Raw genomic sequence first — 11684 nt, 5'->3', positions numbered from 1 at the left:
AGAGTGGTCCTCACCAACGTATTGGCGAGGACCACTCTTTTTAATTACTGGGTTTTGTCCCAGCCTCTCGTCGCACTTCTAACTTATTCGTAATGTTTCATTTTTGCTTTCCGAAAACCTTCAATCAAGTCGTAAACGGCTCCCACAATAACAGAAAACACAATAATCCACAAAATAATATATTGGAGAGTCTCCATATCCAGGAAATGTTTACTGTTTTTATTTTGAATCAAACAATAAATATTTTTTATTCGCTTATATCATAAAATAAAATATCAAATAGATCTCCGTCCGCATAAAGCAGCATCGCCCACTCCCCCGTCTTAGGTACCTCAACATTTGAAGGCATATGTGCATCTGCTCCATTGTTCGCTCCTGCAATTTCCCCTGTCCAGCCATTTACTAAGATTTGGTGCACAGTTTCTGTTTCTTTATTGAAGCCGACAATGGTTAAATCTACAGTTTCTGGATTTTTCACTCCCCAAAGGTGCCACATCCATTTTTGCCGATCTACGCTTGGCAGATCAGCACCAATTACTCCGGATTTGTTTTCATTTCCAATCACTCCTCTATCACCAAATTCCTGCGCATTTCTTTCCCAATCAATTTTTTCAAAGTCACTTTCTTGAACATAGTTGGGTATATCTTCAGGCAGAATCACCGTTTCATTGGACGTACAACCTGCAGAAATTAGCAATATACCTAACAAACAAACTATAAACGGCATCTTATCCCCCCACGTCTTATCTATTATTACTAATAAGACGTATGGAATTGGGAATAAGTTACAACAATACTTTTACTAATCAAAAAATGTATTATCTAACTTGTAGAATCTCATCCAATCGATTTTACTGTGTTTATTACCTTTCCCATAATGAGGAATTCATAAGGTGTATGTGGATAAAAACCATCTCGGATAACTACCCACCCTTGCTTTTTGTAAAAAGAAACCGCATTATGGTTATTTTTACGCACCGTTAATAAAGCTGTTTTTTCCTGTCTATTTTGAAGTAAAAGATGAATGAGCGTCTTAGCAATCCCCCGCCTTCTGTACCTGGGATGAACACCTAACTCCGCAAGTTCCATACAGTCTTTCAGCCATCCTTCATTGGACAGTAAATGTTTTGCCAATAAATGATGGTAATACTGGCCTCTACGAGAGGTATAGCCGTATATATATCCTACAACTTGATTATTAATAACAGCCAAATATCCTTCAAAATTTGGATTCCTGGAATGCTGCTGAAATTGCTTTTTCATAACTGTTGGGTCTGCTTTAAAAAGAGTGAGATATAACTCAACCATTTTAATAAAATAATATCCTTCTAATGTAAACGGAATAATTTTCATGCACTTCACTATCCTTAATAATGATTTTGAATCAAGGGATTATTTCCTTTTTTATCATTATAAACGTACGTTATATAAAATCCCCTCGTCATCGTTCGATTTTTATAAGCAAAACAGCACTTATGAAATTGATTCAGGTGTAATATATTTATATGACCCCATATAAAAAATGCTCCCTATATAAAGGCGCGATTGTAAAATGAAAATGACTATGTTAGGAAAAGATACGTTTTTCTAAGCGACCATTAAAAATCGTTTTCTTGTTCCTTTTTTAAATACATACAACTAACGGATTTTTTTCTTCATATGCTTCATTTCCTGCTTTTAATTGTTTCTTTATTCCTCTCTCCTCGGTTGTAATTGAAATAAACTTTTGTAGTTTTTCTTCCCAGGCAAAAGTCATATTGCGGCAGCTTATATACAAGAATTGACAACAAACATCTACAAAAAAGGCATTAATTTAACTTATTACGAATATTTATAAAGGTAGGTTAATCATTGGAGGTGAATACATGGCTGTTATAAAGGCTCCAAGTAAAGATATCAATCTTTTAGCAAGATTGCTTCGAGCAGAAGCCGTGGGAGAAGGAAAATTAGGCATGCTTCATGTTGGAGCTGTTACAGTTAATCGAGTTAGAGTTAATTGCTCCGATTTTGAAGATTTACGTACCTTGCCTGAAGTGATTCATCAACCCACGGCATATGAGGCAGTGCAGCATGGTATGTTTTATCAAAGAGCCAGAGAAAGTGAAAAACGTTTAGCGCGCCGATCTATAAATGGGGAAAGACGCTGGCCTGCTAAGTACAGTTTATGGTATTTTAGGCCGCCAGGTGATTGTCCGCCTACTTGGTACGGCCAAGAGCTTGTGGGCCGATACAAACTCCACTGTTTTTATGAGCCAGTACAAGGAGAATGTGACGAAGTTTATGGCGTGTTTTAAGGAATAGGCAAGCTGATTGTATGAAAGGGATGTTTGGGACGTCCCTATTTTCCATTTTTATTATCTTTTCGTTTGTTTATTCATCTTCCCTCCTTGTCTTTCTTGTAGATGAACCAAAAAAGCACGAGCAAAAAGGAAATTTTTGCTTGTGCTTTTTTTTGCATGATTTTATTCTTTTAGGAAATATTAACACCAACTACAAGAAAAGGAGGGTCGCATGATGGTACAACAAAACAGAAGTAACAATTCTAATCAACTTCTCGTTCCAGGAATGCAGCAAGCCCTTGATCAAATGAAAATGGAAATTGCTCAAGAGTTTGGCGTTCAGCTAGGAGCAGATTCCACGTCAAGATCGAATGGTTCTGTTGGAGGCGAGATCACCAAACGTCTTGTCCAAATGGCAGAACAGCAAATGAGCGGCAGACAGTAAGAATTAGAAGAGGGGGATATTTCCCCCTCTTCTTTCTCGCGTGTATCCTCATTTTCATATGATACGTGGATTCAACAAATGATGATGCTGTCAGCCGTCTCTGTCATCATTTGCAATAGAACCACTTCCATTATATTTTAACTTCTGCCCCGGAGTTGACATTCCTTTTCCATCCTTCCTGCAAAATATTCGCTTCCTACAGATTAAAAGAGCTTTGATAGGCAGTTAAATCTTGGCTTATTCGGTTGGCTGTGCTTTTTAACAACGGAAGGTACTTTTCTTTCATATGTTTCCCGCTCACCCTGCTTGCATTCGCAGAACAATTCACAGCAGCATAGGCTTCATTGCGATTATTATATATCGGCACTGCAATAGAACGAACACCTTCTTCTAACTCTTCATTTGCAAATGACCAGCCTTGTTCTTTTATGACGTTTAATTCTTTACGTAATTCATCTGGATCAATTTTTGTGTTTGGGGTTAATTTTTCTGCTGAAAAATGGTTTAAATACGCTTCTTTTTCTGTTTCTGGTAAATATGCCAGCAGCACTTTTCCCATGGACGTAGCATAAGCAGGCAAGCGCGAACCTACATTCAACGATATCGTCATAATACGTTCAGTTGGAACACGGGCAACGTACACGACTTCATCGTAATCAAGAACAGATATAGACGAAGATTCTTGGGTTTGCTTTACCAGTTCTTCTATATAAGGCATGGCAACATTCCATATGTTTTGCGACGAGAGATAGGAATATCCAAGAGATAAAACCCGAGCTGTTAAAACGTATCTTCCATTTTTTTCGTTTACGTATCCTAATGTATGTAATGTTATAAATATCCGGCGCACTGTCGGCCGGCTGTATCCAGTTAAATCTGCAGCTTCTGAAACAGACAAAATGGGCTGTTCTGCTGAGAATGCTTTTAAAACGGTTAAGCCTTTCTCTAAGGATTTAATAAAATCCCTAGACTCCGCAAAATCCTTCCTTTCTTTTTTCAAGATTCAAGTCCCCCTTTTCTAACCTTAGTATTTAGCACTTATGAAATTGATTCACCTTTATAAATATTTGCGGTATTTTTATACCTTCACCCCATTTACATGCGGTAATTATCAAACTTATCAAAATAAATTGACAATTACGTTACCCAATAATACAATAAAAACACATAACGTACAAGTGATCGCAATGCGTACAACAAATGCCGGAATGGCTGCCAATTATTCTTTCCTATTCTAAAGGGAACGGTTTCTTTCTAGACGAGCACATTTACATTTTGAAAGTTGACAAAGCAGTCATTTCACTAGAACGGAGGATATGATGGAAAAAGTAACAATTAAAAACATAACAGCCCAACTGTTAGATATTCCGATTAAACGTCCTCACCAATTTTCAGCCGTAAAAGTATCTTCGAAAAGTTTTGTTTTATTAAAAGTAGAATTGAGCAACGGTATTATAGGAATTGGTGAAGGTACAACACCAGGTATCTTTTGGAATGGCGAAAGCGTCGAAACGATGAAGCTTGTTATTGACCAATATGTTACCCCGCTTCTTTTGGACCAAGACCCTGTTCTTACAGAAGCATTGTTACAAAAAATGAACCGTCAAATTCGCGGGAATTACTTTGCAAAAGCAACAGTCGAAATGGCGCTTCTGGATGCTCTAGGTAAATGGTACAACATTCCCGTCCATCAGCTTTTAGGAACCCTCCATAAAGATAAAATACCTGTTCGCTGGGCTTTGGCATCGGGCACTCCAGAAGGCGATATCGAGGAAGCAAAAGAGTATGTTACATCCGGTAAATACGACAATTTTAAGACGAAATCAGGAAAAGAAGCACCAGAAGATGATGCAAAACGTTCCATCCGAATCGCTGAAGGAATCCGCGCTCACTCCACCATCGGCATAGATCCAAACGGATCTTGGGACCGATTAACCTCCATGAAATGGATGGGAGATTTTTTCGACGCTGGCATTGATTTTCTCGAACAACCGCTTCCTCCTCAAGATGTAGAAGGATTAGCTCGTTTAGCTGCGATGAAAAAGGTCCCTATCATGGCAGATGAAAGCGCTTCTACGATTGATGATGCGATGCGGCTTGCCAAAGCAGACGCTGCCGATATTTTCTCTTTAAAAATTCATAAAGCCGGCGGAATGAAAAACACAATCAAAGTAGCAGGTATCGCCGAGGCATCTGGCATTTCCTGCTTTGGCGGAACTTCATTAGAGAGCTCAATCGGCACAGCTGCTTGTGTACATGCTTACGCTTCTATTCCTAACCTTGATTATGGAAGTGAATTGTTCGGTCCGGACTGGCTTGCCGATGACCCCGTGAAAGAACCTGTCACCATAAAAGACGGATATATATACGTTCCTGATAAACCTGGGCTGGGTGTGGAACTAGATGAAGAAAAAGTTTCCGCTTACCTTCGACAATAAGAAATCGCAAGTGCAAGAACCACACGATTTTTGCACTAAAGTTAGACGAATTAAAAAGGAGAATCGACGTTATGAGACATTTATCTGCCCCCTCCCTTTCCTTTTTAGCTGACATGGAATTAACGGTAGAGGGTGCTCATTTACCAGGAAAAACACCCATTGGAAACAGACGCGTGATCCGAGTAACCGGCGGCTCACTGCAAGGTGAAAAACTAATTGCTGAGGTTGTTCCCGGTGGCGATGACTGGATTACCGTTCGTGAAGACGGAACGATTATTCAAGACGTTCGCATTCTTTTAAAAACAGACGATGAAGCATTAATATTAATGACTTACCGCGGGATCCGCACCGGGGAACCGGAAGTTTTAAAGCGCCTTGATCACAACGAAGAGGTCGACCCGGATGAATACTACTTTAGAACCTCTCCTGTTTTTGAAACTGCTTCTCCAAAATATGATTGGCTGAATAGACGTTTGTTTGTCTCAAAAGGTATTCGACTTCCAGGTAAAGTCAACTATTCGATTTACACCGTTGACTAAATGGACAAAGCTTATACTTTGTTCCTTTAGTTAGTTTACATTTTACTAAAGTAAAAAAAGAAAGGATACGAAAAAGCATGGGAGAGTATCTAACCACCAAAAGCGGGCGTACGCTTTATATTCACGACACCCCAGGCGGTGATCGAGGTACAATCATTGCCGCTCACGGTCTAACTGGCAATCATAAGCAGCTTCATTATTATCAAGAAGCCTTTTTAGAAAACTATCGATTTATCAGCTATGACATTCTAGGGCGCGGCAATAGCGATAAAGCAGATCCTGACACATCCATTTACACCCATACAGATGATTTCATCGATCTTATTAAAACATTGAAAATAGAACGCCCTATTCTAATGGGTTATTCGATGGGTGCTTATATTTGTGCCATTACAGCAAGCAGACTTTCAAACGTCGAAGCTCTTATTCTTTTAGACGGAGCCGGTGAAGCCAATGAAACGACACGAGACCTTGTTATTCCTTCTTTAAGTCGTCTTGAAAAATCATATTCCTCCCAAGAAGCATACGTCAAAGAAACAAAAAACCTCTATCAAAACCTTAACATTCACTGGGACAGCAAATTAGAAGAAATTGCCCGATATGAAGTGAAGCAAGACGGCAGCCAGTGGACACACAAATCAGATTACGCTTTGACCAAACAAGATTTTGAAAGCCTTTATTCCTTTGATCCTCGTACGGTTTGTTCTTCTATTTCTTGTGAAACATTATTAATTATTGCTGCCGGTGCGATGAAAAACAATAAAGCTCTTTTTAAAGAAGAAGCATTCAACGATACCAAAAAACATATCAGCCGTTTGCAAACAGAAAGGACACCTGTTAACCATTACGAACTCGTGTTTAATAAACAGCCGAAAGTGTTGGAACACATTCAACACTTTTTAGCGAATGGAGGGGTAAAATCATGACTGTAGCAATAACAGAAGAAGCTCAACACGTCATAGAGAACGTACAAACAGGAGACACCATCATGGTCGGAGGATTTGGTCTTATCGGAAGCCCGCTCACTTTAATTGATGCACTAACAAAACGTGACGCTTCAGAGCTGACGATTATTAGCAACAATGTAGGAGAAGCTGGAAAAGGGCTTGGCATTCTATTGCAGCAAGGAAAATTAAAAAAAGCCGTTGGTTCTTATTTCACGAGCAACCGGGAAGTGGCCCAGTGGTACAATGAAGGCAAGCTTGAGCTGGAATTGCTTCCGCAGGGAACGTTTTCTGAAGCCATTCGTGCCGGTGGTGCCGGAATAGGCGGATTTTACACGAAAACAGCTGTAGGAACAGACCTAGCTAAAGGCAAAGAAACGAAAGAAATAGACGGAGAAACCTATTTGCTAGAAAAAGCTCTCAAAGCAGATGTAGCTTTGGTTCGTGCTTTTAAGGCAGATACAAAAGGAAATCTTGTCTACTACAAAACAGCGCGAAATTTCAACCCTATCATGGCATCCGCTGCCAAATACGTTATTGCAGAGGTGGACGAGATTGTAGAAGAAGGCGAACTGTCCCCTGAAGAAATCGTAACTCCTCACCTGTACGTGGACGCTGTGATCAAAAGTCGTTTAATCCTGACAAAAGACGGGGTGATTGAGCGTGAGTAAAAAAGAAATGATTGCAAAACGAGCAGCCGAAGAACTTTCTCCTCATTCGATCGTTAACTTAGGCATTGGTATCCCGACACTCGTTGCTAACTATTTGGATAAAGATAATTACTACTTGCATACAGAAAACGGACTTCTTGGTGTCACTTCTGTTGAAGAAGAAGATATTGATCCTCTTCTCGTAAATGCCGGAAAACTTCCTGTGGGAGAAGCAGTAGGAGCTTCCTATTTTCATAGCGCAGACTCTTTTGCCATGATCCGCGGCGAGCATGTGGATGTAGCCATTCTCGGCGCTCTCCAAGTCGATTCAAATGGACTGGTTGCCAATTGGGCCATCCCTGGTAAAAATATTATTGGCGTCGGTGGAGCGATGGACTTGCTTGTCGGTGCTAAAAAAATCATTATAACTACCAACCACGTTTCCAAAGACGGTTCTCCTAAACTCGTAGACAAATGCTCTTATCCTATTACGTCAAACCGCAAAGCCGATGTCATCATCACTGACATGGCGGTATTCAAATGGAAAGACGACGGATATGAGCTGACGGAGTTAATTGGTGATACAACATTAAACGATGTAGAAGGTCATACGACCGCAGCTTACCGTATTAATGAACAGCTATTGCAAAAGGAGACGAAATAAGATGAACGAAGTGGTGTTTGTTGATGCTGTGCGGACACCGATCGGCCGATATAAAGGAGCTCTGAAAGACGTACGACCGGATGATCTTGGAGCTGTGGTTATTAAAGCTCTAATGGAACGTAATCCCAACCTTCCAGCAGAAGAAATCGATGACGTTATCTTTGGAAATGCAAATGGTGCAGGGGAAGAAAACCGTAATGTCGCAAGAATGTCTACCCTTTTAGCAGGATTGCCGCAAACAGTTAGTGGAACAACGGTAAACCGCTTATGCGGCTCCAGCCTCGATGCAGTCAGCACCGCAGCTCGTGCTATTTTATCAGGCGAAGAAGACATCTTAATTGCCGGCGGAACCGAAAGCATGACCCGGGCTCCTTTTGTAATGAAAAAACCAGAAAAAGATTTTCCGCGCGGAAATATGGAAATGTTAGATACTACGATTGGCTGGCGTTTTCCAAACCCTAAAATGAAAGAAATGTACGGAATAGATTCTATGCCCGAAACAGCTGAAAATGTGGCGAAACGGTTTCATATCTCTCGCGAAGAACAGGACGAGTTTGCTTATCAAAGTCAAATGCGTACGAAAACGGCTATAGAGTGTCAACGTTTTAATGAAGAAATTGTTCCAGTTACTATTACAGACAAAAAGGGTAACAAAACCGTAATAGACAGCGATGAACATCCTCGTCCAAATACAACACTAGAAAAATTAAAAACCCTCCCTCCCCTTTTTAAAGACGGAACCATCACGGCAGGAAATGCTTCTGGTGTGAATGACGGGGCTTCTGCTCTATTAATCATGAGTGCTGGCCGTGCCAAAAAACTCGGCTTAAAACCACTAGTACGGTTCAAAGCTTCTGCAGCAGCCGGCGTAGAGCCATCTGTTATGGGAATCGGTCCGATTGCCTCTACCCAGAAGTTAATGAAACGAAATCTATTTAAAAGCAGTGACTTTGATCTGATAGAATTAAATGAAGCCTTCGCTTCTCAATCACTCGAATGCATAAAACAACTCGAATTAAATAGAGAAAAAGTAAACGTTAACGGTGGGGCCATTGCGATTGGGCATCCATTAGGAGCCAGCGGTGCGAGAATATTAACGACCTTAATTCATGAAATGAAAAAGCAGGATGCTGGTTTAGGACTGGCTGCAATGTGTATCGGTGTAGGCCAAGGTATATCTGTAGCAGTAGAAAATATATAACGCTTGAATCTGATGTTTTTACAGGCATAGCAGAAATAAACCAAACAGACGTGAGGGGAGCTGCCAACCTAGCAGCTCCTATTTTGGAGATGCAAAAATTTAAGTTGTTTTTACCGGCATGTTGTTATAATTTTTATTAGAATTCCGCGGTACTTTTTTTCAACCACCGATACATCGCTTGGATGTCTTTATAAAACATTCTATCTGCCGTTATGAATGGTACGACAGCTCTTCCTTTTTCTAGAAAGGCTCTCGTCTTAGGTGCCATTTTATCTTTTCCCCGATATTCAACTGCCTGCATGCTGCAAATGGCTTCAATCGCTAGTACGCGCGTGGCATTTTCAATAATTTTTGCTGCATGCCTTGCAGCAATCGTTCCCATGCTGACATGATCTTCTTGGTTCGCCGAGGATGGAATCGAATCGACACTGGCTGGATGTGCCAGCGTTTTATTTTCCGAAACGAGCGAAGCTGCTGTATATTGCATAATCATCGCCCCAGATTGCAGGCCTGGTTCTGGACTTAAAAATGGGGGTAAATCATTCAATTGCGGGTTAACAAGCCGTTCAATACGGCGTTCCGATATATTAGCTAGCTCTGCCGCAGCAATTCCTAAAAAATCCAGTGCCAGTGCGATCGGCTGTCCGTGAAAATTTCCGCCGGAAATCACTTTCCTTCCATTATCAAAAATAAGCGGATTATCCGTGGCAGCGTTCACTTCGATTTCCAGCTTATCTTTTACATAATGAAGTGTCTGCCACGTCGCTCCGTGAACTTGTGGAATGCACCGAAGAGAATAGGCATCTTGGACCCGCAGTTCTCCTTGTCTCGTCGTTAAATGGCTGCCTTTTACATAATGACGCATCCGTTTTGCCACCTCTATTTGCTCTGGATAGCCCCGTGCCAAATGAATATCTTCATCAAACGCATCAATAATTCCGCACAGTCCTTCTATGGTGAGTGCAGCTATGATCTCCGATTGATAGGCCAGCTTTTCTGCTTTCAAATAAGCGATAACACCCATTGCTGTCGTCGTCTGGGTTCCGTTTATAAGTGCAAGCCCTTCTTTTGCTGTTAGAATAACCGGTAGTACCCCTTCTTTTTTTAAGGCAGTATCAGCAGGAATTATTTGCTTTTTATAAAACACGTCTCCTTCACCAAGAAGGACTAATGCTAAGTGGGATAACGGCGCCAAATCACCGCTTGCTCCAAGCGAACCTTGCTGAGGTATTACCGGGTGAATGCGTTTATTTAGCAATTCAATCAAACGATTGATTAAGAGCGGACGCACCCCGGAATATCCTTTTAAAAGTGCGTTTGCCCTCAAAAGAAGCATAGCCCGTGAAACGATTTCAGGAAACGGATCCCCCACCCCGCATGCATGGGAATATATTAAGTTTTTTTGAAGCTCTTTCACATCTTCTTTTTGAATAAGCACATCGCTGAATTTTCCAAAGCCTGTGGTGATACCGTAAATAACCCTCTCTTTTTCTACGATATCTTCCACAGCTTTACGGCTTCTTTTTACCTTTTCCATGCTTTTGTCTGAAGCAATAACTATCTCATCTTCAAACAGTACTTTCTTTACTTCTGAAAAACGAAGGGAATCACCTGTTAACACCACCATATATTCCACTTCCCAACTCTTACCTTTTACAATACCCAGTTAAAAAGGACAGCATGGTGGACAGTACTTTTCATGGATTGTTCCACGACATCTTTAATCGGGTCTACACAAACAAAATCATGGCTGTTGCTTTTGAATATTGTCCTGCTAGCTGGATCTATCACTTCATTCACTCTTGCCTATGGGAGTCCCTTTACTTATAGGTATGCTTATTAATGACACAAAAAAACTCCGAAACTTTAATATTTCAGAGTTTTTGAAAGTTTTTTGAAAGATAAAAATGAAATAAGTGCAAAAAAATAATCGTATTCTTAATGGTTTTAGCGACTGTTTCGTTTTCTTCTTTTCTTCTTTTTCTTTTGTTTGTTTTTTATTCCTTTATTAAGACCTAATGCCCCTTTTCCTCCGCCTACGGATTGTTGTTGTTTCGTGTTAGAGCTGCTAATGGCGGCATTTGTTCCGCCGCTGCTGTACTTTCCGCCTCCGCTTGCTACTTGGGTAGCTGCTGATTGAGTACCCTTTGTTCGATTCTTTTGATTATTAATGGCTAATACAATTTCATTTTGATTCTTTCGGCGTTTTTTCTTTTTGACGACTTGGTTTGCTTGCCTTTCATTCCTATATTTTTCGCTTTCCCTTGCGCTCCTGCACTTTGCTGCTGTTCTGTGTTTAATGAGTTAAGGGCAGCATTACTTCCAGCCGCACTGCTTTTTCCAGCCCCGCTGGCGATTTGCGTCGTATTTGGCGAATCCGTAAACTGATTGTTAATAACCGTTGTCACCCTGAAAAATTTTTGGCATCGGGTAAATAACTTTGCTTTTAATTCCATTTGCTTTTACGATAAATGTGACCTTTTGGTTTTTCTTCCGTTTTTTACGTTTAATGACTGCCTTCTTG

At 40.6% G+C, this 11684-nt stretch carries 14 protein-coding genes; 8 read left to right on the top strand and 6 right to left on the bottom strand.

Going from position 1 to position 11684, the window contains the following annotated elements:
* Nucleotides 1–247: 247 nt before the first annotated feature.
* The 3 genes from FZF09_RS07480 to FZF09_RS23010 all read right to left on the bottom strand — a co-directional run bounded on the left by FZF09_RS07480 (nt 248) and on the right by FZF09_RS23010 (nt 1756).
* Nucleotides 248–727, bottom strand: a complete 480-nt coding sequence (locus tag FZF09_RS07480) for a hypothetical protein (RefSeq protein ID WP_158735949.1) — start codon at nt 725–727, stop codon at nt 248–250.
* Between the two features lie 110 nt (nt 728–837).
* On the bottom strand, nt 838–1353 hold the full coding sequence (locus FZF09_RS07475; protein WP_158735948.1) for a GNAT family N-acetyltransferase: 516 nt from the start codon (nt 1351–1353) through the stop codon (nt 838–840).
* Nucleotides 1354–1624: 271 nt separating this feature from the next.
* Nucleotides 1625–1756 (bottom strand): hypothetical protein, encoded by a 132-nt coding sequence (locus FZF09_RS23010; RefSeq protein ID WP_255450428.1) that lies wholly within the window; start codon nt 1754–1756, stop codon nt 1625–1627.
* Nucleotides 1757–1865: 109 nt separating this feature from the next.
* On the opposite strand from FZF09_RS23010, the gene FZF09_RS07470 reads away from it, so the two are divergent.
* Together FZF09_RS07470 and FZF09_RS07465 are read left to right on the top strand one after the other, a co-directional pair.
* Nucleotides 1866–2294, top strand: a complete 429-nt coding sequence (locus FZF09_RS07470) for a cell wall hydrolase (protein WP_158735947.1) — start codon at nt 1866–1868, stop codon at nt 2292–2294.
* A gap of 217 nt (nt 2295–2511) precedes the next feature.
* Nucleotides 2512–2724 carry an alpha/beta-type small acid-soluble spore protein gene (locus FZF09_RS07465; RefSeq protein ID WP_304503058.1) on the top strand — a complete coding sequence of 71 codons (213 nt, stop codon included), beginning with the start codon at nt 2512–2514 and terminating at the stop codon, nt 2722–2724.
* 196 nt (nt 2725–2920) lie between these two features.
* Here FZF09_RS07465 and FZF09_RS07460 read toward each other — a convergent pair whose 3' ends face one another.
* Nucleotides 2921–3724, bottom strand: coding sequence for an IclR family transcriptional regulator domain-containing protein (locus FZF09_RS07460; RefSeq protein WP_199256760.1), 804 nt, complete (start codon nt 3722–3724; stop codon nt 2921–2923).
* 316 nt (nt 3725–4040) lie between these two features.
* Here FZF09_RS07460 and FZF09_RS07455 point away from each other — a divergent pair, with 316 nt between their 5' ends.
* The 6 genes from FZF09_RS07455 (at nt 4041) to FZF09_RS07430 (ending at nt 9160) form a co-directional block, all read left to right on the top strand.
* Nucleotides 4041–5162, top strand: coding sequence for a muconate/chloromuconate family cycloisomerase (locus tag FZF09_RS07455; protein ID WP_158735946.1), 1122 nt, complete (start codon nt 4041–4043; stop codon nt 5160–5162).
* A gap of 71 nt (nt 5163–5233) precedes the next feature.
* The gene (locus tag FZF09_RS07450; protein WP_158735945.1) at nt 5234–5701 is read left to right on the top strand and encodes a DUF3237 domain-containing protein; all 468 of its coding nucleotides are present in this window, start codon (nt 5234–5236) and stop codon (nt 5699–5701) included.
* 77 nt (nt 5702–5778) lie between these two features.
* Complete coding sequence (locus tag FZF09_RS07445) at nt 5779–6627, top strand: alpha/beta fold hydrolase (protein ID WP_158735944.1); 849 nt, start codon at nt 5779–5781, stop codon at nt 6625–6627.
* Entirely contained in the window at nt 6624–7316 is a 693-nt protein-coding gene (locus FZF09_RS07440) for a CoA transferase subunit A (protein WP_158735943.1), read from the top strand. Before FZF09_RS07445 ends, FZF09_RS07440 begins: the two co-directional genes overlap by 4 nt.
* Nucleotides 7309–7959, top strand: coding sequence for a 3-oxoacid CoA-transferase subunit B (locus FZF09_RS07435; RefSeq protein ID WP_158735942.1), 651 nt, complete (start codon nt 7309–7311; stop codon nt 7957–7959). The genes FZF09_RS07440 and FZF09_RS07435 overlap by 8 nt, the downstream gene beginning before the upstream one ends.
* Before the next feature lies 1 nt (nt 7960).
* Nucleotides 7961–9160, top strand: a complete 1200-nt coding sequence (locus tag FZF09_RS07430) for an acetyl-CoA C-acyltransferase (protein ID WP_158735941.1) — start codon at nt 7961–7963, stop codon at nt 9158–9160.
* 136 nt (nt 9161–9296) lie between these two features.
* Here the strand turns inward: FZF09_RS07430 and hutH are convergent, their stop codons facing one another.
* Nucleotides 9297–10787: a histidine ammonia-lyase gene (gene hutH / locus FZF09_RS07425; RefSeq protein WP_158735940.1), complete on the bottom strand. Its 1491-nt coding sequence runs from the start codon at nt 10785–10787 to the stop codon at nt 9297–9299.
* Between the two features lie 547 nt (nt 10788–11334).
* Nucleotides 11335–11616: a hypothetical protein gene (locus FZF09_RS07420; RefSeq protein WP_158735939.1), complete on the bottom strand. Its 282-nt coding sequence runs from the start codon at nt 11614–11616 to the stop codon at nt 11335–11337.
* Between the last annotated feature and the right edge of the window lie 68 nt (nt 11617–11684).

Origin of the sequence: Alteribacillus sp. YIM 98480 (assembly GCF_009765375.1) — a bacterium.
GTDB lineage: Bacteria > Bacillota > Bacilli > Bacillales > Marinococcaceae > Alteribacillus.
Note: the sequence above shows the minus strand (reverse complement) of the source record. Positions and strands in the feature narration are given on the sequence as shown.